21 protein-coding genes are annotated in these 25,202 nt (G+C 63.6%); 10 read left to right on the plus strand and 11 right to left on the minus strand.

Annotation, left to right across the window (positions count from 1 at the left end; all coding sequences use genetic code 11):
* Positions 1–16: 16 nt before the first annotated feature.
* Together gorA and pgi are read right to left on the minus strand one after the other, a co-directional pair.
* Positions 17–1,375, minus strand: coding sequence for a glutathione-disulfide reductase (gene gorA, locus AQZ50_RS09325; RefSeq protein ID WP_067745802.1), 1,359 nt, complete (start codon positions 1,373–1,375; stop codon positions 17–19).
* Between the two features lie 54 nt (positions 1,376–1,429).
* Positions 1,430–2,950, minus strand: coding sequence for a glucose-6-phosphate isomerase (gene pgi, locus AQZ50_RS09330; protein ID WP_067745927.1), 1,521 nt, complete (start codon positions 2,948–2,950; stop codon positions 1,430–1,432).
* Between the two features lie 199 nt (positions 2,951–3,149).
* Here pgi and lepB point away from each other — a divergent pair, with 199 nt between their 5' ends.
* From lepB to AQZ50_RS09350, 4 genes are all read left to right on the plus strand, one after another.
* Positions 3,150–4,052, plus strand: coding sequence for a signal peptidase I (gene lepB, locus AQZ50_RS09335; protein WP_231730189.1), 903 nt, complete (start codon positions 3,150–3,152; stop codon positions 4,050–4,052).
* The gene (gene rnc / locus AQZ50_RS09340; protein WP_082703532.1) at positions 4,025–4,786 is read left to right on the plus strand and encodes a ribonuclease III; all 762 of its coding nucleotides are present in this window, start codon (positions 4,025–4,027) and stop codon (positions 4,784–4,786) included. The genes lepB and rnc overlap by 28 nt, the downstream gene beginning before the upstream one ends.
* A complete protein-coding gene (era, locus tag AQZ50_RS09345) occupies positions 4,783–5,724 on the plus strand; it encodes a GTPase Era (protein WP_067745805.1) in 942 nt (313 codons plus the stop codon). Before rnc ends, era begins: the two co-directional genes overlap by 4 nt.
* Before the next feature lie 182 nt (positions 5,725–5,906).
* Entirely contained in the window at positions 5,907–7,439 is a 1,533-nt protein-coding gene (locus AQZ50_RS09350) for a hypothetical protein (protein WP_231730190.1), read from the plus strand.
* Here the strand turns inward: AQZ50_RS09350 and AQZ50_RS09355 are convergent.
* Positions 7,422–7,730, minus strand: coding sequence for a transposase family protein (locus AQZ50_RS09355; RefSeq protein WP_067745807.1), 309 nt, complete (start codon positions 7,728–7,730; stop codon positions 7,422–7,424). The two genes, AQZ50_RS09350 and AQZ50_RS09355, sit on opposite strands and share 18 nt — an antisense overlap.
* A gap of 243 nt (positions 7,731–7,973) precedes the next feature.
* Between AQZ50_RS09355 and AQZ50_RS09360 the strand changes: the two genes are divergently transcribed.
* Entirely contained in the window at positions 7,974–9,560 is a 1,587-nt protein-coding gene (locus tag AQZ50_RS09360) for a hypothetical protein (RefSeq protein ID WP_156427289.1), read from the plus strand.
* 119 nt (positions 9,561–9,679) lie between these two features.
* On the opposite strand, the gene topA is transcribed toward AQZ50_RS09360, so the two are convergent.
* The 3 genes from topA to plsY form a co-directional block, all read right to left on the minus strand.
* Positions 9,680–12,277 (minus strand): type I DNA topoisomerase, encoded by a 2,598-nt coding sequence (gene topA / locus AQZ50_RS09365; protein ID WP_067745811.1) that lies wholly within the window; start codon positions 12,275–12,277, stop codon positions 9,680–9,682.
* Between the two features lie 100 nt (positions 12,278–12,377).
* Complete coding sequence (dprA, locus tag AQZ50_RS09370; RefSeq protein WP_067745813.1) at positions 12,378–13,502, minus strand: DNA-processing protein DprA; 1,125 nt, start codon at positions 13,500–13,502, stop codon at positions 12,378–12,380.
* Positions 13,499–14,098 carry a glycerol-3-phosphate 1-O-acyltransferase PlsY gene (gene plsY, locus AQZ50_RS09375; RefSeq protein ID WP_067745815.1) on the minus strand — a complete coding sequence of 200 codons (600 nt, stop codon included), beginning with the start codon at positions 14,096–14,098 and terminating at the stop codon, positions 13,499–13,501. Before plsY ends, dprA begins: the two co-directional genes overlap by 4 nt.
* A 123-nt stretch (positions 14,099–14,221) precedes the next feature.
* Here plsY and murI point away from each other — a divergent pair, with 123 nt between their 5' ends.
* From murI to AQZ50_RS09390, 3 genes are all read left to right on the plus strand, one after another.
* A complete protein-coding gene (gene murI / locus AQZ50_RS09380) occupies positions 14,222–15,049 on the plus strand; it encodes a glutamate racemase (protein WP_067745817.1) in 828 nt (275 codons plus the stop codon).
* A 186-nt stretch (positions 15,050–15,235) separates the two neighbouring features.
* Positions 15,236–16,456: a 5-aminolevulinate synthase gene (gene hemA / locus AQZ50_RS09385; RefSeq protein WP_067745933.1), complete on the plus strand. Its 1,221-nt coding sequence runs from the start codon at positions 15,236–15,238 to the stop codon at positions 16,454–16,456.
* A gap of 169 nt (positions 16,457–16,625) precedes the next feature.
* Positions 16,626–17,321 carry a nitroreductase gene (locus AQZ50_RS09390; protein ID WP_067745819.1) on the plus strand — a complete coding sequence of 232 codons (696 nt, stop codon included), beginning with the start codon at positions 16,626–16,628 and terminating at the stop codon, positions 17,319–17,321.
* Between the two features lie 34 nt (positions 17,322–17,355).
* Here AQZ50_RS09390 and AQZ50_RS09395 read toward each other — a convergent pair whose 3' ends face one another.
* The 4 genes from AQZ50_RS09395 to AQZ50_RS09410 all read right to left on the minus strand — a co-directional run bounded on the left by AQZ50_RS09395 (position 17,356) and on the right by AQZ50_RS09410 (position 22,543).
* Positions 17,356–18,567 carry a type III PLP-dependent enzyme gene (locus AQZ50_RS09395; protein WP_197412431.1) on the minus strand — a complete coding sequence of 404 codons (1,212 nt, stop codon included), beginning with the start codon at positions 18,565–18,567 and terminating at the stop codon, positions 17,356–17,358.
* A 157-nt stretch (positions 18,568–18,724) separates the two neighbouring features.
* Positions 18,725–19,945, minus strand: a complete 1,221-nt coding sequence (locus AQZ50_RS09400) for a serine hydrolase domain-containing protein (RefSeq protein ID WP_067745823.1) — start codon at positions 19,943–19,945, stop codon at positions 18,725–18,727.
* Positions 19,946–20,017: 72 nt separating this feature from the next.
* Positions 20,018–21,202 (minus strand): carboxynorspermidine decarboxylase, encoded by a 1,185-nt coding sequence (locus AQZ50_RS09405; protein ID WP_067745826.1) that lies wholly within the window; start codon positions 21,200–21,202, stop codon positions 20,018–20,020.
* A gap of 135 nt (positions 21,203–21,337) precedes the next feature.
* The gene (locus AQZ50_RS09410; protein WP_067745828.1) at positions 21,338–22,543 is read right to left on the minus strand and encodes a saccharopine dehydrogenase family protein; all 1,206 of its coding nucleotides are present in this window, start codon (positions 22,541–22,543) and stop codon (positions 21,338–21,340) included.
* 78 nt (positions 22,544–22,621) lie between these two features.
* Between AQZ50_RS09410 and AQZ50_RS09415 the strand changes: the two genes are divergently transcribed.
* Both AQZ50_RS09415 and AQZ50_RS09420 read left to right on the plus strand, forming a co-directional pair.
* On the plus strand, positions 22,622–23,620 hold the full coding sequence (locus tag AQZ50_RS09415; RefSeq protein ID WP_067745829.1) for a threonine ammonia-lyase: 999 nt from the start codon (positions 22,622–22,624) through the stop codon (positions 23,618–23,620).
* Between the two features lie 79 nt (positions 23,621–23,699).
* On the plus strand, positions 23,700–24,059 hold the full coding sequence (locus AQZ50_RS09420; RefSeq protein ID WP_197412434.1) for a hypothetical protein: 360 nt from the start codon (positions 23,700–23,702) through the stop codon (positions 24,057–24,059).
* Positions 24,060–24,136: 77 nt separating this feature from the next.
* Here the strand turns inward: AQZ50_RS09420 and AQZ50_RS20030 are convergent, their stop codons facing one another.
* Entirely contained in the window at positions 24,137–25,066 is a 930-nt protein-coding gene (locus AQZ50_RS20030) for a diguanylate cyclase (RefSeq protein WP_082703533.1), read from the minus strand.
* Positions 25,067–25,202: the final 136 nt, after the last annotated feature.

Here is a 25,202-nt window from a genome sequence, read left to right on the forward strand (position 1 = left end):
TTGACGGCATGGGGAATCAGCGCATCAGCACGAGTTCTTCGGCCATCGAGGGGTGCAGCGCGACAGTCGCATCGAAATCGGCCTTGGTCAGCCCGGCCTTGACCGCGATCGCCGCCGCCTGAAGCACTTCGGGGGCGTCGGGGCCGATCATGTGAATACCCAGAACGCGATCGGTCGCGGCATCGACGACAAGCTTGTAGAAGCCGCGTTCGATGCGCTCGCTGAAAATATTCTTCATCGGGCGGAAATCGCTGGTGAAGATCCTGATGTCGCCGTGCGTTGCGCGGGCTTCGGCTTCGGTCGGGCCGACGGATGCCAGCGGCGGCTGCGAAAATACCGCGCTCGGGATCGCTTCGTAGGACACGGCGCCGGGTTTGCCGCCGAATTGGGTGTCGGAAAAGGCATGGCCTTCGCGGATCGCGATCGGAGTCAATTGCACCCGGTCGGTCACATCACCCACGGCAAACACACTGGGGCATGACGTGCGCCCGTCGGCATCGACCGGGATTTCGCCGCGCGTGCCAAGCGCAATTCCGGCGTTTTCCAGCCCCAGCCCGGCGGTATTGGGTCGGCGCCCGGTGGCGACGAGCACGACATCGGCGGCAATCGGCGCGCCCCCGTCGGTGACATGGACAAGCAGGCTGCTGTCTTCGCCTTTTTCGACGCGGTCAAACGGGGCGTCGAAGCGATAGGCGATCCCGCGCGCGCGGGTGATCGCCAGCAGGCGTTCGCGCAAATCGATGTCATAGCCGCGCAAGATCGTGTCGCTGCGGTTGACCACGGTCACGGCGCAGCCGAGCGCGTTGAAAATTCCCGCGAATTCCATCGCGATATAGCCCGCGCCGGCAATCACCACCCTGGCCGGCAACGTTTCCAGATGAAACACCTCGTTCGACGTGATGCAATGCTCGGCGCCGGGAAATTCGGGCATGACCGGCCAGGCACCCGTCGCGATGAGGATTTTGGCGGCAGTCACCGTCTCGCCCGACGCTTTCAGCCGCACGCTGTTGGGGCCGACAATCTCGGCGCGATCGAGGAAATGCGTGACTTTGTTGGATTCAAGCGTGCGGGTATAGGCGGCGTTGAGCCGATCGACATCGCGCGCAACGGCGTCGCGCAATTTCGGCCAGTCAAATCGCGCGCCTTCGACAGTCCAGCCATAGTCTGCCGCGTGCCCCAGATCATCGGCAAACTGCGAGGCATAGACCAACAGCTTTTTGGGGACGCAACCCCGGATGACGCATGTCCCGCCGATGCGGAATTCCTCCGCCACCGCAACCCGCGCGCCATGCCCGGCGGCAATGCGGCTCGCGCGCACCCCGCCCGAGCCCGCGCCGATCACGAACAGGTCATAGTCGAACGCGGATTGCGGCATGGGTTGGTCCTGTAAAAATGGAAGCGCACGATATGGCGTGTCCTGCGCGATTTTCTAGCCCCGCAGACCCGCCGCTGCGAGCAGCGCTTCGGTTGACGGGTCAAAGCCTTCGCCGTCGCCCGCATCGATCTGTTTGGCGATCGCCTTGCCCAGTTCCACGCCGAACTGATCGAACGGGTTGATCCCCAGCAGCGCCGCCGAAACGAACGTGCGATGTTCGTGAAACGCGATCAGCGCGCCGAGCGTGGCCGGATTGAGATCTTCGGCGAGGAACGTTGCCGAAGGGCGATTGCCGGGATAGGCGCGCGCGCCGTCGTCGGAAGCCTTGCCCGCCATCAGCGCCGCGCCTTGCGCAAAGCAGTTCGACAACAGGATCTGATGGTGCAGGGGATCGAGATCGTGGCCGGGGATCTTGATCGCCAGAAAATCGACCGGGATCATATGCGTCCCCTGATGCAGCAGCTGAAACACCGCATGTTGCGCATCGGTGCCCACGCCGCCCCATGTGACGGGCGCGCTCGGCCGGGTCAGCGGCTGCCCATCGGCGGTCACGCGTTTGCCGTTCGATTCCATTTCGAGCTGTTGCAGATAGTCGGGAAAAAGCGCGAGGCGTTCGTCATAGGCAAAGACCGCGCGGGTCTGGCACTTGAACGCCTGCGTATAGAGAAGGTCGGCAAAGGCGGCGCGCACGACGACATTGCTGTCGATCGGGGCCTCGATGAAATGGTGATCGATCGCCGCCGCTCCGGCGAGGAATTCGGCAAACCCTTCAAAGCCGATCGCCAGCGCGATGGGAAAGCCGATCGACGACCACAGCGAATAGCGCCCGCCGACGCTTTCGGAAAACGGCAGCACGCGGGTATCATCGACGCCCCATTCGACGGCCTTTTCGGGCGAAGCGGTCAGCGCGACGACGCGGCCATAGGGATCGTCAACCCCGCCTTCGCGCAGCCAGTCGAGCGCCGAAGCGGCGTTGGTCATCGTTTCGGTGGTGGTAAACGTCTTGGAGGCTACCGCGATCATCGTCGTTGCCGGATCGCAGCCCCGGAATGCCGCTTCGAGCGCGCAGCCGTCGATATTCGACACGACATGAACGGCAACGCGCGCGCCGTCGCGAGTCAGGGCGTCGATCGCCAGCGCCGGTCCGAGCGCCGACCCGCCGATGCCGATGTGGATCAGCGAGCGCACTTCGCCGAACAGCCCTTCATGGATCGCTTCGACCAGCCCTTGCATGCGTTCGTGCAGCGCTTCGGCCTCGACCACGCTGGCCGGCGCGCCCACGCCGCGCTGGGCGGTATGTTCGGCAGCGCGGCCTTCGGTATTGTTGATGGCTTCGCCTTCGATCAGCTGGCGGCGTTTTTCGGCAAGGCCCTGCGCCTCGGCCAGACGCGCCAGGATCGCTTCGGCGGCGGGGAACAGATGCGTCTTGGACCAGTCAAACCGAATCGGCCCGCCGGGCAGGTCGAGCGTCGTGCAATAGCGATCGAGCCGCCCCGGCACGGCAAACAGCGCGCCAAGCGTCGGAAATTCGAGCGTCTCAAGCGCATTCCAGAGCGCCGCGGGGGCATCGGTCATCATGAACTCCAAATTTCGCGCCAGGTGGATTGCGGTGTCTTGTGCCCGACCTCGGCTTTTCCGCCAAGCGTTGGCATGGCTCGATCAACGCCTTGCGCATTGCTATGCGTGGCGACGGTGTCGCTTTAGGGAACGTCTATCGCATTTTCCCTGATGAACACGCTTGACGGAACGCAACCGGCCCAACATGACCGCGACGATGAACGATAAGCCCGAACAGAGCCCGGAAGGCGCTGCGACCAAGCCCGCTCGCGATTCCTCGGCTGACCCCGTCGCCGCGATCGCGGCAAAGATTGCACGCGGCGAAACGCTCGACAAGCCCAAGAAAGAAGACGAAAATTTCTTCGTCTTCCTGATCAAGCTGATCCTGATCGTCGGCATTTTCCGCAGCTTCATCTTTTCGCCCTTCAACATTCCGTCGGAATCGATGCTGCCACGGCTCGAAAACGGCGATTATCTGCTCGCGGCAAAATGGCCCTATGGCTTTTCGAAATATTCGATGCCGTTCAGCCTGCCGCTGATCCCCGGACGGATCCTGCCGCATCAGCCGGCCCGTGGCGACGTGGTGATCTTCAAGGCGCCCCCGGGCAACGATGTCGATTATATCAAGCGCGTGATCGGGCTGCCGGGCGATACCATCCAGATGAAGGGCGGCGTGCTGTTCATCAACGGCATGGCGGTGCCCAAAGTGCGCCAAGCGGATTTCGTCATCCGCATTTCGCCCAACACCAATTGCGTTTCGCCCGAATTCGAAGTGCTCGAAAAAGACGGTACGCCGACCTGTCATTATCCGCAGTTCAAGGAAACGCTGCCGGAGGGCAAGAGCTACAACGTGCTCGACCTCGGCTATCGCCCGCAGGATGACACAGTGCCGGTGACCATCCCGGCCGACCGCCTGTTTCTGATGGGCGACAATCGCGACAATTCGATGGACAGCCGTTTCCCCGCCATGGAAGGCGGCGGCATCGGTCTCGTGCCGCAGGAAAACCTGGTCGGGCGCGCCACGATCGTGATGTGGTCGACCGATGGCGGCGCCAACTGGTTCCTGCCCTGGACCTGGTTCACGGCGGCGCGGTGGAACCGCATCGGAGGCCTGTTCTGAGCGCGCCGATCGAGCCCGGCACGCGGCAGTTCCTGTTGGAGCTGTTCGGCGACGCGCCCGGTCGTGATGATTTCGGTCGTGATGATTTCGGTCGTGATGATTCCGGTCGCGAGGATCCGGGCCGCGAGGATCTTTGGCGCGAAGCGCTGACGCACGGCTCTCTGGGCGAAGCGCGCGATTATCAAAGGCTTGAGTTTCTCGGCGATCGGGTTCTGGGTCTGGCGATTGCCGATTGGCTCTATACCGATACCGACGCCAGCGAAGGAAAGCTGTCGCAGCGGCTCAATGCGCTGGTCAGCCGTGAAACCTGCGCCGATGTTGCGCGCGCGCTGGGCATCGCGCCGCATATCCGACTGGGCAAGCAGGCGCGCGACGACGGCGGCGCGCAAAGCGACAATATCCTCGGCGATGTCATGGAGGCGCTGATCGGCGCTCTGTTCATCGAGCGCGGCTTTGACGATGCGCGCGACTTCGTGCGGCGCGCCTGGGCCGCGCCGATGGCCTCCGGCGCCGGACAGCGCAAACATCCCAAGGCGGCCTTGCAGGAATGGGCCGCCGGCAATCGCCGCAAGCCGCCCGTCTACACCCTGGCCGCGCGCGAAGGCCCCGACCACGCCGCCACTTTCATCGTATCGGTCAAAGTGGCGGGCGTCGGCGAATGCACCGCGCGCGGATCGAGCAAGCAGGAGGCGGAAACAGCCGCCGCCCGCGATTTCATGAAGACTTTTGCATGACCGGAACCGACATCACCAACACGCCCCCCTCCTCCGAACCGACCGCTGCGCCGCATTGCGGTCTTGTCGCGATCATCGGCGCGCCCAACGCGGGCAAATCAACGCTGGTCAACGCGCTCGTCGGCCAAAAGGTCGCGATTGTCTCGAACAAGGCGCAGACCACGCGCGCCCGGCTGATGGGCATTGCGCTCGAAGGCCCGGCACAGATCATGCTGGTCGACACGCCCGGCCTGTTCGAGCCACGCCGCAGGCTCGATCGCGCGATGGTCCATGCCGCCTGGGGCGGCGCCGAGGCCGCCGATGCGATTGTCCTGGTGGTCGATGCGCGCAAGAAGCGTCGCGAATATCTCGAACCGATTCTGACGACGCTGGCCACGCGGCCCGAACGGCGCATTCTCGTGCTCAACAAAGTCGATTCCACCGCCAAGGAGCCCTTGCTGGTCGCTGCACAGGAACTGAGCGCCGCCGGCGGATTCGACGAAGTGTTCTTCATCTCGGCGCTGACCGGCGATGGCGTTGCGGAGTTGAAGGCCCGGCTGGGTGCGCTGATGCCCGAAGGCCCCTGGCACTATCCCGAAGATCAGGTGTCCGACGCGTCGGAGCGCCTGCTGGCCACCGAGATCACGCGCGAACAGCTCTATCGCCAGCTTCACGACGAATTGCCCTATGACAGCGCAGTACGGCCCGAAAGCTACAAGGTCCGGCCCGACGGCTCGGTCGAGATTCACCAGCAGATCGTTATCGCGCGCGACAGCCAGCGACCGATCGTCCTGGGCAAGGGCGGCTCCAAGCTGAAAGTGATCGGCGAAGCCGCGCGCAAGGAACTGGCAGAGCTGCTCGGCGTACGCGTTCACCTGTTCCTTCATGTCAAGGTCGAGGAAAACTGGGCCGACAGCCGCGATCTTTATGAAGAGATCGGGCTCGACTGGGTTCAGTAAGAGCTTGACAGCCCGGACCAAGGCTGGCTCCACGGGTGGCGGGGTTTCATGAACGATTGTCGGCAGGAATTGCGCCGCCAATCGTTCATCTTGGGTTTATAATTGTAACGCGCAGCTATTTTCGGAAGGAATCGCCGCTCTGGTTCGTTAGGGACCGGTATCGGGGAACGCGGAGCGAATGCATGCAGGAATTGGCAGGCGCGACTTATGTACCGGCGGCTGGCGGCCTGCCGGCTCGCCTGCCTATCAGTTCGTTCGGGCTGTCCGGGGCATGGCTCACGTTTCTTCAATACGCCGCAGTTGCGCTTGCGTTCCGTTTGATTTTATTTGGTAATCCCGTCGTTCATGTCGACGAGCAATTCTATCTGCTGGTCGCCGATCGCTGGAATCACGGCGCACTGCCTTTCGTCGACATCTGGGACCGCAAGCCGATCGGTCTCTTCCTGCTCTATCGCATGTTCCTGCTCGTTCCGGGCGATCCGGTTCGCATCTATCAATTGTTCGGGATAGCCTCGACTGCGGCTACCGCGCTGGTTGTGCAGCGTCTGGCTCGCGAAATTTCGCGCCCTTCGTCGGCGTGGTTGGCGGGTGCCGTCTACATTTTCGCGATGCCGGCTTTTTCCTGCGCCTTTGGCCAGGCACCGGTGTTTTACAATCTGTTGATGGCGCTGGCCGCGATGTTGCTGGTCGAAGCGTGGAAGCGCCCCGAAGCGCCGCATCTTGTCATGCGCGGCATGGCGATCATGCTGCTGGTCGGTCTGGCGCTGCAGATCAAATATTCGGTGCTGTTCGAAGGGATCGCCTTTGGCCTGATGCTGTTGGCGCGCGGCTGGGCTGATGTCTGGTCCTGGCGGCGGCTCGCGCTCGCCGGGCTCGCCTGGGCATTGGCGGCGCTGGCGCCGACGGCGCTGGCCTATGGCTGGTTTGCCGCGATCGGCCACGGCCCGGAATTCCTTCAGGCCAATTTCATCTCGATCCTGCAACGCCTGCCCGACGGCAATGCCTCGTGGCCGCGGCTGGCGACACAATTGATCGCGCTGACCCCGTTCTGGCTGGCGGTGCTGGTTGCGCCGCGTTTCATGGCGATGCCGCGTCCGCACCATCCGGTCGTCCCGGCGGTGCTGCGTACATGGGCGGTGGCGGCGGTCATCGGATACCTCGTGTTTGGTACCTGGTATGACCATTATGTCGCGCCGATGCTGACCCCGCTGGCGGTCTTGTCGGCGCCGGTTCTGGCGCGGCCGGTCCCGGCTGAACGCTGGTTCGGTCGTTTCCTGCTGGTGGCGAGTGCGGTCGGCGGACTGGCGGTCATGGGCATCCAGTTAAAGAACCGCGGCACTGCCGACCAGTTCGAGGCCATGACCCAACTGATCCGGAGCGAAATGCACGGCGGCTGTTTCTATCAGTTCGATGGCGAGCCGGGGCTCTATCGCAGCGTCGATGCCTGCATCCCGACGCGCTATGCCTTTTCCATCCACCTCAACACCTGGACCGAAGCACCGGCGATCGGCGTCGACTCCGGCCGCGAAGTGGCGCGTATCATGATATCGCGCCCCGATGTCGTGCTGGTCGGCGAATGGACGGAGGTCTATATGCCCAACCACATCACCCGGGCGGTGGTGGCCGATTTTCTGGCGCATGACTATGAACGCTATAGCGAGTTTGTTCTTGGCACGCACCATTTCGGCCTATACCGGCTAAAACACACCGGCTGAATTTGCGGGCGGCGCGGTAGCACCCTTCTTTTGGAATGAACGCCGATTGGTTTGACGGTCGCGACCCGCCACCCAGGCCACAAAGCACTGCTGAAACGGCGGAAACCTGCGCCGCAGATAGAGTTTGTTTTCGCCGAAGCGGGCGATGTCGAAAAACGTCACGGCCCCGGCCGGCACTGCCAAAAGCGACAGAAGCGCCATCTCATCAAGCAGATAGACCACATTGATTAACTGGCGTTGATCCGGAAAATTCGAGAAATAGTCCAGAAAACCAATGTCACCATACAGCACCTCGTCCCGCGTTGTCTTTCTTGTGCTCCACGTCCCAATCATCAAGGGGCGCAGGGATTCAGCATTTCGCCGATTTGGCCCGCGCAAACGCACCCGATTGCCCGGTTCTATTGGGGCATCCCGGTTGCGATCCAACACACGTTGTGCAAATTGCCCTTCATGAATACTTCACTCGACCCGGCATCGCGTTTGGCGCGCTGGTTGCCGAAATCGACACCTGCCATTTTGTTCTTGATGTTGCTGGTGGGGTTGGCCCTGCCGCTCTACACGGACGAGGTGGGGTGGCGCCTTCAGGAACGCGCCGGCATCGATGGCGTGGACAAGCTGTATTCCGAACAGTGCGGGCCCAACACGCTGGCCGCACCGGCATGGTTCATGTGGCCGGTGCGCTGGTATTCGGCATTCTTCAACACCGCCTGGCCCGCGCCGTTTGCGGTACGCCTCTCGGGCGTGGCCTATGCGCTGATGTGGGGGGCCATGCTGCTGGTGCTGATCCGCCGGGTCGCTGGGGATCAGCAGCGCCGCAACCATTTGACGATGCTGTGCTGTGGCCTGATGGGGCTGGGCGTGATGCCGTGGCTGCTGGTGTGGAGCCGCCCCGAACAGCCGATCATTCTGGCCGCGACGGCCAGCCTGCTGATCGCCTGCGGCCCGGCCAGAGATGCCCCCGCGCGCTGGTGGGCGCCAGTGTCGATCCTGATGCTGGGCGTGATTGCGCTGTCCTATCATTTCAAGGCGCTGATCCTCGTGCCCTTGTTCATCGCCGCGATGATCGCGGCGGCACCGCCGCGCCGGGCCTGGATGATCCAGGGACTGTGCATTCTGGCGCTTCTCGCGGTGACGGCGGTATCCGCGCGCTATTGGTTCGGGCGCTTGGCCTGTCCCGGCGACCCCCTGATCGCCGCCGAGCATGCCAGGCAGAGCCTGGGCCTGCAATTGCTGGCAGGCGGCGGCTGGGCCATGGCGCCCTTGCGCCTGATCGCCAATTACCAATTGCCCGTCTATGTCGCGCAGGCGACACCCGATGTCACGCCCATGTCCAACTGGCTGCAACCTCACCTGGTGGGCAAGCCGACCCAGATCGCATGGACGGTCGTGATGATCGCCCTGTGGCTGGCCGGCTTCGTGCTGACGGTGTGGACCCTTGTCGCGGCTTGGTGGGGGCGGCGGATGGATCGCTCGCTGTGGCTGGCCGGGGTCACGCTCGCCTGCGCCTCGGCGTGGTGCGTGTCGCAGGTGGTGCGCAATGTCTATGAGGCCAGCTTTGTCCTGCCGCTCCTGACGCTGACTTATGCGCTGGCCTTGTCCGCCCGCGTCTTGCCCGAACGCGTGCCCACCGCCTTGCGCCGCGTGGCGATCACGATCGGTCTCGCGTTGCCCATCAGCGCGATGGCGATTCTGGCAATTTACGGCCCCTCGCTGGTCGCTACGATAGGCAAGGGCGGTTATCTGCCCGGGCAGTCCGATTCGGTGGGGCTGGCCGATTATGGCGGGGTACGCCGCCAGATCCTGCGTGCCGCCGCAGCCTGTGGCATCACGCCGCAAGGCCACCCCGCGCGCCTGTTGGTGGATGACGTGACGTATTTCACCTTCATGGATGCGCCCTTGCCCGATCACAAGATATCGGTTCTCGAACCGCAATGGAGCGGCAGGCTGACCGACCCGCTTGCCTATCTCAGGCAGCGCCAATCATCAGGCGCGGTGTTGGCGTGCAGCGCTCTGCCCGCGCCCCTGCGGGCCCGCGCCCACGCGACGGGCGCCTTCTGCTGCATCGGGCCCGACCAGTGGCAGGCTGCCCCGCATCCTGCCGCCCAGCAAATGGCCCGATAACAGCGTAACGACCACACTCGGGAATTCCGAGGCCAGGAGAATTTCGCCGCGTAACGTGCGAGGATCGTTTCGTCCTCGCCTCAGCGTCTCCTGGACCCGTTTCAGCAGCGGCACACGCCCTATTCCGCTGCAACTTTCTTTTTGGCGGGCGGCTTCTTCGCCTTGGCGGGCGCGGCCTCTTTTGTGCCCGCCTCTTTTGCGCCAACCTTTTTCGCCGGGGCCTTTTTGGCCGGTGCCTTCTTGCGCCCTTTGGCCGGAGCAGCCGCCGCACGCGCGTCAATCAGCGCCACCGCATCTTCGAGCGTCAGCGTTTCGGGCGCCTTGTCCTTGGGCAAGGTGGCATTGGTCGTGCCGTCGGTGACATAAGCGCCATAGCGCCCGGCCATCAGCCGCACGTCCACGCCGGAAACCGGATGCGGCCCAAACACCTTGAGCGGCTCTGTCGCCCGCCCCGCGCGGGCCCCCGCGCCGGCAGCGGCTTCGGCCAGCTTGACCACGGCGGCGTTCATGCCGGTTTCAAACACTTCGGCAGTCGAGCGCAGCCGGGCATATTTGCCGTCATGCGCCAGATAGGGGCCATAGCGACCGATTGAGGCGGTAATCGGCTTGCCCGTTTCCGGGTGCGCGCCGATTTCGCGCGGCAAGGACAGCAACTTGAGCGCCCATTCGAGATCAAGCTCGGCGATGTCCTTGGGGATCGAGGCGCGCTTGGCCTCCTTGCCGTCGCCCAACTGGATATAGGGGCCAAACCGCCCGGTGCGGCGCACGACTTCAAGGTCGGTGACCGGATCGCGGCCAAGCGCGGCATCTTCGCTCGCGCCGCTGTCGCCATTGTCGCCGCCCTGGGCGAATTTGCGGGTAAACTTGCATTCGGGATAGTTCGAACACGCCACAAATGCGCCATAACGCCCGCCGCGCAGCGCGAGCCGCCCGCCTTCGCATTTGGGGCACTGGCGCGGATCGGTGCCGTCGGCGCGCGGGGGAAACAGGTAATCGGCCAGGAACGTGTCAAGCTCGGCGGTCACCTCGCTCGGCTTGCGCTCCATCACTTCGTCCGACTTCGGCTTGAAATCGCGCCAGAATGCGGCGAGCACGTCTTTCCAGGCGGCGCGTCCGCCCGACACGTCGTCAAGCTCTTCTTCCATCCCGGCGGTGAATTCATAGGCGACGTAGCGATCGAAAAACCGTTCGAGAAACGCGGTCAGCAACCGACCCGATTCCTCGGCAAAGAAGCGGTTCTTTTCGACCCGAACATACATCCGGTCCTTGAGCACCTGCAGCGTCGAGGCATAAGTCGAAGGTCGACCGATGCCGAGCTCTTCGAGCCGCTTGACCAGCGAGGCTTCGGAATAGCGCGGCGGCGGCTGGGTGAAATGCTGGGTCGCCTCGACGCTGCGCTTGGCCGGCAGATCCCCGGCGCGCATCACGGGCAACAGGCCGCTTTCATCGTCCTCTGCGTCGGCTTTCTGGTCGCGGCCTTCTTCATAGACCGCAAGGAACCCGGCAAAGCGCACGACCTGGCCCGTGGCGCGCAGTTCGTGCTTGCCGGTGCCTTCGCGCAAGGTGACCGTCGTGCGCTCGATATTGGCCGAGGCCATCTGGCTGGCCAGCGCGCGCTTCCACACCAGATCGTAAAGCCGGGCTTCGTCGCCCGAACCGAAATGATCGCGGGTGAATTCGGTCGGGCGGATCGCTTCGTGCGCTTCTTGCGCGTTCTTGGCCTTGGTTTCGTAAAGGCGCGGCTTTTCGGGCAGGTAATGCCCGTCATAGCGGTCGGAAATGACCTTGCGCGCTTCTGAAATGGCCGAGGAATCCATCTGGACCCCGTCGGTACGCATATAGGTGATCGCGCCTGCTTCATACAGCGTCTGCGCCACGCGCATCGTGTGGCTGGCCGAAAAGCCGAGCTTGCGCGCGGCTTCCTGTTGCAGGGTCGAAGTCGTGAACGGCGGCTGCGGATGGCGCCGGGTGGGCCGGGTATCGACATCCTCGACGCGGAAAGTCGCCGCTTCGACCGTGGCCTTGGCACGATTGGCGGCGCCTTCGTCGCCCAGCGACAGGCGGTCGAGCTTTTCCCCGTCAAAGCGCACCAGACGCGCGGTAAAGGGCGTGCCGCCATGCTCCATGCGGGCGGCGACCGACCAATATTCCTGCGACCGGAACGCTTCGATCTCGCGCTCGCGCTCGACGATCAGGCGCAGCGACACCGATTGCACGCGGCCTGCCGATTTCGCGCCGGGCAATTTGCGCCACAGCACCGGCGAGAGCGTAAAGCCGAACAGGTAATCGAGCGCACGGCGGGCGAGATAGGCATCGATCAGATCCTGATCGAGCTCGCGCGGTTGCGCCATCGCGGCGGTCACGGTCGCCTTGGTGATGGCGTTGAACGTCACTCGCTGCACATCCTTGGGCAGGACGCGGCGCTTTGCCAGCAATTCGCGCACATGCCACGAAATCGCTTCGCCCTCGCGATCAGGGTCGGTCGCGAGAATCAGACGTTCGGCGCCCTTGGCGGCATCGGCGATGGCCTTGATCCGCGCCTGTTTGTCGGCATAAAGCTCCCAATCCATCGCGAAGTCTTCATCCGGACGGACCGAGCCATCCTTGACCGGCAGGTCGCGGACGTGCCCATACGATGCGAGAACCTTGTAGCCGGGACCGAGATACTTCTCGATCGTCTTGGCTTTGGCCGGGGATTCAACGATGACCAGCTTCATGGGCGAGTGCCGAATGTCCTGAAAACGGGATGGGCTACGTGTACGTACACGCGAGGGTGGGGAAAGCCTTGGGGTGCCGTCAAGTGATTAAGCGCCAAAGTCACGCCATCAGGCTGACCCGCCCGCCGGCATGGCGCACCAGCCGCCCGGCCAATTCGAGATCGAGCAAGGCGTCCTGCACCGTGCCGGGGGCGGCGCCGCTCTGGCGGATCAGTTCGTCGATCGCCACCGGCGCGGTGCCAAGCAGCCCGGCGATGCGTTCGACGAGATCGGTGCTGTCCGCCTCTTCGGGATCGCTGCCCTGGTAATCGGCAATCCCGCTGTCACGGAAAGTAGACCGCGCGGTGCCTTCGAACGTTTCGACCAGTTCGGCAATGTCCTCGGCACTTTGCACCAGGATCGCGCCTTCGCGGATCAGCCGGTTGCAGCCTTGCGCGCGGGCATCGAGCGGCGATCCGGGCACGGCCATGACCTCTCGCCCATATTCCCCCGCCAGCCGCGCGGTGATCAGCGATCCCGACTTGGGCGCCGCCTCGATCACGACGGTCCCGGCGGCAAGCCCGGCAATGATCCGGTTGCGCGAGGGGAAATGACGCGCCTGCGGCTCGGTGCCCGGCGGCATTTCAGCAACGAGCAAGCCCTCGTTGGCAATGCGTTCCTGCAATTCGGCATGGTCGGGCGGATAGACCACGTCGATCCCCCCGGCGATGACCGCGATCGTGCCGCCATCTCCGCGCCGCCCGCCCAGCGCGCCGAGGTGCGCTGCTGCGTCGATCCCGCGCGCCAGCCCCGAAATGACGACAAAGCCGCGCGCAGCCAGCCCGGCGGAAAAATCGCGCGCCATGCGCACCGCGCCCGCCGAGGCATTGCGCGCGCCGACCATCGCCACGGCGGGCTGATCGAACAGCGACAGATCGCCCCGCACGCTCAGCACCGGCGGCGGATGATCGATTGCCAGCAAGGCCAGCGGATAATCGGGGCCGTCGTGAAACAGATAGTGCGCCCCGCCCCGCATGGCGGCTTCGAATTCGGCCTCGATCCGATCCGCCGCCGCAAGCCGATAGGGCGCCCCGCCCCGCGCCGCGAGATCGGGCAGCACGGGCAACGCGGCTTCGGCGCTGCCAAAGCGGCTGAGCAAGTGATAATAAGTAACCGGCCCGACATGCGGCGAGCGCAACAGGCGCACACGGGCGAACCGTTCCGCCTCCGGCAGCGCAAGGCTCATGCCCGCTTGCCCACGCGCGGCTCGGTCCCGGCACGCAGCCGCGCGATATTGGCGCGATGCAGCCACACCACGAGCAGCGCGAGCGGCGCCAGCACTTGCGCATAGGCGCCATGGCCGAGCGCCAGCGCGGCGACCGGAGCGGCGACCGCGGCGCATATCCCGCCAAGCGAGGAAATCCGCGACAGGCCGAGCACGCCGAGCCAGACAACCGCATAGACCAGCCCGATCGGCCAGGCGAGCCCGAGCGAAACCCCCATCAAGGTCGCCACCCCTTTGCCGCCGCGAAAATGCAGCCAGACCGGATAGCAATGTCCGATCACCGCGCCTGCCGCCGCCGCGCCTTCGGACCCCGGCCACAGCGCCCGCGCCAGGCATACCGCCGCCGCGCCTTTGGCCAGATCGAGCAGCAGCGTCGCCGCAGCCAGCCCCTTGCGCCCGGTACGCAGGACATTGGTCGCGCCGATATTGCCCGACCCGATGGCGCGAAGATCCCCCGCGCCGCCGATCCGCGCCAGGATCAGCCCAAACGGGATCGCGCCAAGGCCATAGCCAAGGAGCACGGCGAACAGCACATGACGCAAGGGATCGCCGATCATCGGTAAGCATGCCTCCAAACCATTTCCACGCCGTGTAGCGATGACCGCGCGCAAAAGGGAGAGGGTAAAAGTGGCGCGGGGATCTCGACGTTTCGACTCCCAGGGGCCATATCGCGGGGGATCATGGCCCCACAGACAGAACATGACCCTGCCCGACACGATCCGGGCCAGCCCATCCTGATGTTCGATTCCGGCGTGGGCGGCCTGTCGGTTCTGGCGGCCTTGCGTCGGCTCTTGCCGCAGGCGCCGGTGATCTATGTCGCCGACAATGCGGGGCTTCCCTATGGACAGAAGTCCGAGGCCGAAATCGCCGCGCGGGTGTCGGGGCTGCTCGGGCGGATGACCGAGCGGTTGCGCCCGCGCCTGGTGTGCATTGCCTGCAACACGGCATCGACGATCGCGCTTGCGGCGGTGCGCGACGTGCTCGAAGTGCCGATTGTCGGCACGGTGCCCGCGATCAAGCCGGCTGCGGCGATGACGCAAAGCGGCGTGATCGGCTTGCTCGGCACCGAAGCGACGATCCGCCAGGGCTATGTCGATCGACTCGAGGCCCTCTTCGCCGCAGACAAGATCCTGTTGCGCCATGGCGCGCCCGAACTCGTTACCGCAGCCGAGGCGCGATTGCGCGGGCATCCGGTCGATCCGGCAGCCGCCCGCCGCGCAGTGGCCGCCTTGCGCGCCATGCCGGGGGGCGACCGGATCGATACGGTGGTTCTGGCCTGCACGCATTTTCCCTTGATCGCCAACGAATTACACGAAAGCTTTGGTCCCGGCGTGCGTTTCGTCGATGGGGCCGAGGGGATCGCCCGGCGCATCGTATCGCTGACCCAGGGGCAGGAATTTGCCCGCTGCGAGCCCGATCTGGCCCTGTTTACCCGCGACGAGAAGGATCTCGCCGAGCTGACGCCTGCGCTTTCCGCAGCGGGCCTCGAACGGATTGCCCTGTTTTGATCCATATCAGAACGTTTTGATCCATATCAGAACGTTGCCTGAGACCTTTGGATAAGGCCTGAAACCGGTTGGCAAACGCCGAGAAACAGGGGTAAAGCGATGATCAAGCCCATTACCTGGGGAGAAGGATGGGCTGGACAGACCGCCGGGGGCATGCATGGCCTTCCGAGCGAAAAGGAGCGGCGGGTGAATTACGATCAGGTTTTCGACTCCGCGATTGATCGGCTGCATACCGAGGGTCGTTACCGGGTTTTCATCGACATCCTGCGCAACAAGGGCGCCTATCCCAACGCGCGATGCTTTGCCGGTCACAATGGGCCCAAGCCGATCACGGTGTGGTGCTCGAACGATTATCTCGCCATGGGCCAGCACCCCAAAGTGATCGCCGCGATGGAAGAGGCGCTGCACGATGTCGGCGCCGGCTCGGGCGGGACGCGCAACATCGGCGGCAACACGCATTATCACATCGACCTCGAAACCGAGCTGGCCGACCTTCATGACAAGGAAGCCGCGCTTCTGTTCACCTCGGGCTATGTCTCGAACGATGCGACGCTGTCGACGCTGGCCAAAGTCCTGCCCGGCTGCGTGATCTTTTCCGACGAATTGAATCACGCCTCGATGATTGCGGGCATTCGCAATTCGGGCGCGGAAAAGCGCGTGTTCCGTCATAACGATGTCGAACACCTCGAAGAGCTGCTGGCCGAAACCGACCCCGCGCTGCCAAAGCTGATCGCGTTTGAAAGCGTCTATTCGATGGATGCCGACATTTCGCCGATCCACGCGATTTGCGATCTGGCCGAAAAATACAACGCGCTCACCTATATCGACGAAGTCCACGCCGTGGGCATGTATGGCGCGCGCGGCGGCGGCATTTCCGAACGCGATGACGCGGCGCACCGGATCGACATCATCGAAGGTACGTTGGGCAAGGCGTTTGGCGTGATGGGCGGTTACATCGCCGCCGATCGCCGGATCATCGATGTGATCCGCTCCTATGCGCCGGGCTTTATCTTCACCACGTCGCTTTCGCCGGTGCTGGTCGCGGGCGTGCTCGCGGCTGTGCGTCACCTCAAGGCCTCGAATGTCGAGCGCGAGGCGCAACAGGAAGCCGCTGCGACGCTGAAAGCGCTGTTTGCCGAGGCGGGCCTGCCGGTGATGGATTCGACCACGCACATCGTGCCGCTGATGGTCGGCGACCCGGTGCGCGCCAAAAAGGTCAGCGACATCCTGCTGGCCGAATATGGCGTCTATGTGCAGCCGATCAATTTCCCGACCGTTCCGCGCGGGACCGAGCGGCTGCGCTTTACACCGGGCCCGCAGCATACCCGCGCCATGATGGTCGACCTGACCCAGGCGCTCGTCGAAATCTGGCAGCGCCTCGCGCTCGAAAAGCGCAAGGCCGCCTGAGCCGCTGCACCACGGACACCGTGTTCGCGCGCGCGCCGGATCAGCCATGGTCCGGCGCGTTTTGCGTTTGGGTCTGGTCTGCAAGACCATGACCCAAGCTAATTTGAAGTGGGTCTTGTCCTGCGCCACAAACCGTTTAATCGATCGGTTGAGAGATGAAACGGGAGAGATGGTGTTGGACAAAGGGCTGTCGTATGACGAAGTGGTGCTCGGACGCCGCAGCATTCGCGGGTTTCTGCAAAAACCGGTGCCGCGCGCGCTGATCGAGGAAGTGCTGCACCTGGCCATGCGCGCGCCGTCATCGCTCAACACGCAGCCATGGAATTTCAGCGTCGTCACCGGCGCGCCGCTCGATCGCATCCGCGCCGAAAACACGCGCCGCACGCTGGAAGGTGTCCCGGAATCGCGCGAATTTCGCAAATTCGAAGTCTATGAAGGCGCGCACCGCGAACGACAGGTGGACATCGCCAAGCAGTTGTTTGCAGCGATGGACATCGCGCGCGAAGACAAGCCAAAGCGGCAGGACTGGGTCTTGCGCGGGTTTCGCCAGTTCGATGCGCCGGTCTCGATCGTGGTGACGTATGATCGCGCGCTGTTTGGCGGAGACATCGCGCCGTTCGATTGCGGCGCGGTGACGACGGCTCTGGTCAATGCCGCCTGGTCGCGGGGGCTTGGCTGCGTGATCAACAGCCAGGGCATCATGCAAAGCCCGGTGGTCCGCGAATACGCGCAGATCGCCGACGATCAGGTGATCATGATCTGCGTCGCGATGGGTTGGCCCGATGACAGCTTTCCCGCCAATGCCGTCGTCTCGCGACGCAAAAGCGTCGAGGAAGCGGCCCGTTTCATCGGCTTCGACGCATAAACGCCTCCCCGGCGGGGGAGGCGTCTATTTCGACTCAGCGCAGCGAAACGACGTTATCGCTGACGCGCGGATCGCGCCGGTCGCCGCGATACTGGCTGGCCATAGGCTCGTCCGACACTTCAAAGACTTCGGTCGCGCCAAAGCCGTTGAATACGGTCTTCATCGCCGCGCCATAGGCGCCCAGCATGCCGATCTCGATATAATCGCCGGCGCCGGTATCGGCGGGCAGATCGAACGGGCCGGCCATGTGGTCCATGTCATCGCACGTCGGGCCGTAGAAGCTGAACGGAACCAGCTCCGCCGTGCTGCCTTCGGCGCGCAACAGCCGCACCGGAAAGCGCCAGCCGACATGCGCCGCATCGAACAGCGCGCCATAGGCGCCATCGTTGATATACAGCTCGTTGTCGCGGCGGCGTTCGACGCGCACCACGATCGAATTGTATTCCGCCGACAGCGCGCGGCCCGGTTCGCACCACAGTTCCGCCGAATAGGACACCGGCAGCGATTCATAGGTGCGGTCGATCAGCGCAAAGAAATCTTCGAGCGGGGGCGGCTCCATCCCCGGATAGATCGAGGGAAAGCCGCCGCCGACATCGATGATGTCGACCGTGACCGAGGCATCGACGATCGCCGCGCGCACCTTTTCCAGCGCCTGAACATAGGCAAACGGCGTCATCGCCTGGCTGCCGACGTGGAAACAGATGCCCAGGCAATCGGCCAGTTGCCGCGCGGCCTGAAGCAGTTCGCGCGCATCGGCCAGCTCGCAGCCGAATTTGGACGCCAGGCTCAGCTCGGAATATTCAGAGGAGACGCGCAGACGCACGCACAGCGTCAGATCGGTGGGCTCGATCCCGCCGTTCGCTTCGGTCGTTGCCTTGCGGATCTTGTCCAGTTCCTCGATCGAATCGAGGCTGAACGTGCGCACGCCATGATCACGATAGGCTTCGACGATCGCGCCGGGCGCCTTGACCGGATGCATGAAGCACAGCGTCGCATCGGGCAAAAGCCCGCGCACGAGCCGCGTTTCGCCGATCGAGGCGACGTCATAGTGAGTGACCCCGGTCTCCCACAGCACCTTGATCAGGTCGGGCGACGGGTTGGCCTTGACCGCATAGAGCGTCTTGCCCGGAAACTTCTCGACAAAGAAGCGGGCGGCACGCGCAGCGGCATGCGGGCGATTGAGAATGGCGGGTTGATCGGGCGCGGTGGCGCCGACTACGGCCAAAGCATCGAGATAATGGTGCAACTCAAGGGACCCCCAAACGAATAGTTGGACAAAGCTGCCTTGCGGTTTGGAAGTCCCCATGGGGCAGCGAAGGGCGTAAATAGCCCCTCCCCCCCCCAATTCAAGGGAAAAATTTGCTGGATCTCAAAGCTGTCAAAAAACTGAAACAAAATGGTCGCTAACCGCGCAAGTGGCGACCGACAGCCTGCCACATGGGGATCGAAATGGGATCGTTCCCGGCGTTCCCGGCCACCGGGTGCGAACCGAACCGCGCGATGACGAGATCGGCCTCCGGCGCAATCCACAAGGCCTGACCATGAATGCCGCGTGCGGAAAAGCCGCCATCTGCGCCATGACTGTGCCACCACTGGCTGCCATAGCTCCATCCCGGCAAGGAGGGATAGTGCGGCGTGTCGAACTGATCGGGCCGCCCGCCGAGGCGGATCGCGGCGATCGCGGCGGGCGGGACCACCCCCTCCCCACCTTGGCGGATCATTTCGCCAAACCGGGCGAGGTCTTCGAGGCGAAGACACAGCCCGCCGCCCGCAAACGGAGTGCCGATCGAATCGACCATCACGTCGGCATCGGCCATGCCCAGCGGCTGCCAGAACCGTTCCGACAGATTGGTCGCAAAGCTCTTGCCCGTGACGCGCGTGACGATCCAGTTGAGCACGTCGGTGTTGCATGTGCGATAGGTAAAGGCCCAGCCATGATCGCCGCTGGCGGCAATCGCGCCCAGAAACGACCACATGTCGCGCGGGCCGTCATAGTCTGTCGGGGGCGGCATGAAGCCGACCGCCGCGCTATAGGCGCCGATGCCCGATTTCGGATCGGTGTATTCCTCGCTGAAATCGACCGCGGTCGTCATGTCCATGACCTGGCGCACGGTGGCATTGCCAAAGCCGCTGCTCGCCAGTTCGGGCGCATAGGCGGCAACCGGCGCGGCGGGGTCGAGCAGCCCTTGCGCGATCAGCGTCGCCGCGATCGTGCCGACAAAGCTCTTGGTCACCGAAAAGGCAATGTGGCGCGTTTCGGGCCCGGTTGCGCCGAACCAGCGCTGAAAGATCACTTGCCCCTTGTGGACCACCAGCAGGCCATCGGCGTATGTCGCCAGCAACCCCTGATCGAGCGTCATCGGGGTTTCGCTGCCCAGCGGAGTAAACGACAGCTTGCCCAGATCTTCGTCGATCGCGCGGGGCAGCGCGGCAGCGGCGCGCCCTGCGACGCGCACTGTCGGCAGCAATTCGCGGTAATGCGAAAAGGCCCAGCGAGTCTTGGGAAAGCGCCAATGATCGCCTTCGCGCCACAGCACTTGCTTGTCGCGCGGCGGCGGAAACCCCTGCATCCAGCCCATCGTGACGGGATTGCTGGCAACGGCGTCGAGCAGGGGTTCGGTCATGGCATTCTCTCCCGGTATGCAGCCTGTGATGTCCCATCGCAGTCTGCCGCAGTCCGGGGAAAATCCAAGCCTTTACGACAGACGGTCGCGGAAATCCTCGTAGGCAAAGCTGCGCACGCGTTCGAGCGCGTCGGTTTCGCTGTCCCACAGCCAGATCGACGGCAGCGGCACCCCGTTGAACGTGGTGGTCTTGACCATCGAATAATGCGCCTGATCGAGAAAGGCGAAGCGCGCGCCCGGCTCGCACGGCACCGGCAGGCGATAATCGCCGATCACATCGCCTGCGAGGCATGATGGCCCGCCAAGCCGCACCGGATCATCGCCGCTGTCTTCGCCCTGTTCGCCGAGCATGGCCGGGCGATAGGGCGCCTCGATCACATCGGGCATGTGACACGTCGCGGAAATGTCGGTGATCGCCAGCGGCATGCCGTTTTCATGGGCGTCGAGCACGGTGCCGACCAGAATCCCCGCATCGAGCGCGACTGCCTCGCCCGGTTCGAGATAGATGTCGCAACCGGTCTCGGCCTTCACCGCCTTCAGGAACGCGACGAGGTCGTCGCGTTGGTAATCGGCGCGCGTGATATGGTGCCCGCCGCCGAAATTGAGCCACTTCAGGCGCCCGAAAAACGGCTTCAATCGGGGCTTGACCGCATCCCACGTCCGCCGCAGCGGCTCGAAATCCTGTTCGCACAGGGTATGGAAATGAATGCCGTCGACGCCTTCGAGATGCGCCTCGACCAATTGGTCGACAGGAAAGCCGAGCCGCGAATGCGGCGCGCACGGGTCATAGCGCGGCACTTCGCCTTCGGCATGCAGCGGATTGATGCGCAGACCGACGTCAAAGCTGTCGCCGCGCAGCCGTGCGGCCGCCAGGGCATCGGCAAAGCGCGCGATCTGGCCCGGCGAATTGAACAGGATATGATCCGACAGGCGGCAAATTTCGGGCAGGTCTTCGGCCTTGTACCCGGCGCAATAGGTCGCGATCTCGCCACCGGCGTAATGTTCGCCCGCCAGTTTGGCTTCCCACAGGCCCGAGGTACACACCCCGTCGAGATACCGCGTGATCAACGGGGCCACGCGCCACATGCTGAATGCTTTCAACGCGGCAAGCAGCTTGATCCCGGCGCGGTCGCGGACATCCGCCAACACGCCGAGATTGCGCCGCAGCGCCGCCGCATCGACGACGAAAGCGGGGCTGTCGACCCGCGACAAGTCGAAATGGGCAAAAGCCCCCGGATCGCCAGCCCTGGTTTCCATCGTCGTCGCTCCATTGCAAGGTTGCGGAGCCGGCCCGCTCCCCCACCCGACCACCCGACGGATGTACCCTATGGGTGGTCGGGTGGGGGAGCGGGCCGGTGCCGCTTCAAAATTCGCCCTTCCGCGAATTTTGGATTAAAACGCCAGCGGCCCGTCGAGTTCCTTGACCTGCCACGGCAGGCCCTGCGTGTTGAGCATGTCCATGAACGGATCGGGATCCATCTGTTCGATGTTGAACACGCCCGCCCCGCTCCACACGCCCTGTACCAGCAGCGCGGCGCCGATCATCGCCGGGACCCCGGTGGTATAGCTGATCGCCTGGTTGCCGGTTTCGGCATAGGCATCTTCGTGGTCGCAGATGTTGTAGATATAATACGTCTTTTCGACCCCGTCCCTGGTGCCGGTGGCAATGTCGCCGATATTGGTCTTGCCCTTGGTCGTGGCGCCGAGCGAGGCCGGTTCGGGCAGCACGGCTTTCAGGAATTGCAGGGGGACGATTGCCTTGCCTTCATAGATCACCGGATCGATCCGCGTCATGCCGACATTCTGCAACACGGTCAGATGCATGAGATAGGCATCGCCAAAGGTCATCCAGAAGCGCGCGCGCTCCATTTCGGGGATGAACTTCGCCAGGCTTTCCAGCTCTTCATGATACATCATGTACATGTTCTTGGGGCCGACCGCTTCGAAGTCGAAGCTCTGCTTCACGCTCATCGCCGGGGTTTCGACAAAGGCCCCGTTTTCCCAGTGGCGCGCGGGCGCGGTCACTTCGCGGATGTTGATTTCCGGGTTGAAATTGGTGGCAAAGGCCTGACCATGATCGCCGCCGTTGCAATCGAGAATGTCGAGCGTGCGGATCGTGTCGAGCTTGTGCTTTTTCAGCCACATCGCAAAGACGCTGGTCACGCCCGGATCGAAGCCCGAACCGAGCAGCGCGGTCAGCCCTGCCGCGCGGAACCGCTCCTGATAGGCCCATTGCCACTTGTATTCGAACTTCGCCTCTTCGCGCGGCTCGTAATTGGCGGTGTCCATATAGTTGACGCCGGCGGCAAGGCAGGCATCCATGATCGCCAGATCCTGATAGGGCAGCGCGAGATTGACCACGAGCACCGGCTTGATGTCACGCAGCAGCGCGGTCGTCGCGGCGACATCGTCGGCATCGATCTGATAGGTCGCGACATCGACCCCGGTGCGCGTCTTGACCGAGGCGGCAATCGCGTCGCATTTCGACTTCGTCCGGCTTGCCAGCGCGATTTCGCTGAAAATGCCGGGGTTCATTGCCATCTTGTGGACAGCAACCGAGCCGACGCCGCCGGCGCCGATGACAAGGACCTTGGCCATGGGGATTCTCCGAAACACGAATGGACCGTCACGCAAAAGGGCGCGACAGGCAATGGAGCGCGCGTGTAGAATATCACGATGACAAACCCAAGTCCCGTTTCATCCCCGTCAAAAAGCCGCCTGCCGACGCGCGAAGGCGTACTGCGCGCCGCCGGCAAGATTGCCGCGCTCTTGCCGCGCACCCCGCTGCTCCCGCTGGCCCTGCCTTCCGGCGAGACGGTGTGGTGCAAAGTGGAAAGCCTGCAACCCGTCGGCGCGTTCAAGATTCGCGGCGCCTGGCATCGCCTGACCGACCTGACGGCGGACGAACGCGCGCGCGGGATCGTCGCGGTATCGAGCGGCAATCATGCGCAAGGCGTCGCCTGGGCGGCGGCTCGGCTCGGGATCGCGGCGACTATCGTCATGCCCACCGACGCGCCGGGGGTAAAGCTGTCCGCAACACGGGCGCTGGGCGCGGACGTGGTGCTCTATGACCGGCGCGCGCAATCGCGCGACGCCATCGCCGCCGAACTCGTCGCCCAATCGGGCGCGATCCTCGTCCACGCCTTTGCCGATGCTTGGGTGATCGAAGGCCAGGGCAGCGCCGGGATCGAACTGGCCGACCAGATGGCCAGCCAGGCGGGCGGCGCGCCGACGCGCATCGTGTGCCCCTGCGGCGGCGGCGGCCTTGCCTCCGGCCTCGCGCTGGCCTGCCCCGACGCGCAAGTCGTGCTGGTCGAGCCCGAACACTGGGACGACGTCACCCGCAGCCTTGCCACCGGCACGATCGAAACCGTCGCCGCCAATGCCCCGCCCACCGCCTGCGACGCGCTCCAGACGCTGGCCACCTTTCCGATCAATTTCACCGTCTTGCGCGACAACGGCGTAACCGGTGCCACCGTCACCGAGTCCGAAATCCGCGCGGCACAACGACTGGCCTTTGCTGCGTTGCATCTGGTGATCGAACCCGGCGCCGCCGTCGCCCTCGCCGCCCTGATCGCCGGTAAAGTCCCCGCCGACGGCCGCACGGCAGTCATCCTGTCGGGCGGCAATGTCGATCGCGCTGCTTATGCGCGAATGCTGATCGCCGAGGATTGACTGGCCGAAAGCGGTAGCGAATGTCAGAATTGGACCATTAGTCGCAGCTTGTCGTCGCGGGCCGGGGTTGGAGAGCATGATGAGCGTTTCTTTAAAGGCGTGGGACAGCGCACTGGTCCGCAAATGGCTGGAATGCCGCATCGACGCAGCGCGCCTTGATCAGGCGGCGGCTGACAAGCAGGGCTATGAAGCCCAGGACGACTATGACAAGGCAGCCGCCGAAGAATGGGTCTGCCAAGCCCTGAAAACCGCCGCCGGCAAGGATGATCAGGCCAGTTTCGCGGATCGCCTCAAGCAATTGCTCGGTCGGGATGAGTATCGGATTACGGGTATTTATGATGATCGGCGCTTTGAAAGATATGTCCGCGCCAATCTTCGAAAACTGACCCGGATGACCAAGGCCAATGTTGGGTTCGAGAACACGTTGCGCTATCAGTGAGCGCTGCGAACTCTGGTGTGTCCCGGCCGGATTGACCGCAGATTCCGCTTCAAGAGCAGTCGTTCCAGCCTTGGATCCTAATCAGGGTTTTCGGATTTCACGGGCCAGATGTCCATGGAAACATCCCAGGTCACGACGCAATTTCGTCCCTTGCCCTTGGCTGCGTAGAGGGCCTTGTCGGCGCGATCGATCGATCGTTCTACGAGAACCCGGGGATCCAGAAGAGTTATGCCGAAGGAAGCGGTAACCTGGAATTGCCTGCCTCCGTCGGCGTCGAACAGCAACGCCGCGAGCCCCTCACGCAGCCGTTCGATGATGACCCACCCTGTTTCGAGGTCGGTGTCCGGCAGGCAAATCAGAAACTCCTCTCCCCCATAACGAAAAACCTTATCATAAGGTCGCAGTTGAGCCATCACGTAGTAGGAAAATTCGCTCAGCACACGATCTCCGACGCGGTGTCCGTACTGGTCGTTGACCGTTTTGAATAAATCCAGATCCATCATCACGACAGCACAGTTATGCATGCCGCGCGATACCTGTTCGCGCTCCTCACGAAGTTTGGTAAGCATCCCGGCGCGGTTCGGCGTTCCAGTCAAGGGATCGAGATTTACCAGCGCCTCATGGATTTCATACTCAAGGGTCTCAAATTCGAGACGCAGACGCTTCAACGCGGTTCCAAACCGCTCATAGGCGTGGATCGGGATCGTCAGGCCATTCATAGAGGCGCGCAGCAGATCCGCCGCATGTTGATGCATGCGTTCATGTTCGAGACCGATCTCGAGGAAACCGGGGTGGTGGCCAAGTTCGGCGATACCCGATGTGTAATACCATTGACCAAAGCGGCACAGACGATGGGCCTCGCTGCTGACATCCCGTTGATCAGGCTCCAGACGGCAGATCAAGGCGCCGTAAAGAGCTTCAGCCCATTGCTCATGGCTATACAGGGCCTGTTCGAGGGACTTGAGCACCGTACGCATCTGCTCGCCGGACAAGTTTGGAATGGCCATGTATCCCTCCCGCAAACCCGCATGACGCGCGTATCCGACTGTCGTTAAATAAGGGTAAAACCTTCACAAGACGCAAACGGCGGTCCTGCATCGTTGCTACGGCGGATGTACCGGTCCGTGATGTGGGGGCCCGGCA

Source organism: Novosphingobium sp. Fuku2-ISO-50 (assembly GCF_001519055.1).
GTDB lineage: Bacteria > Pseudomonadota > Alphaproteobacteria > Sphingomonadales > Sphingomonadaceae > Novosphingobium.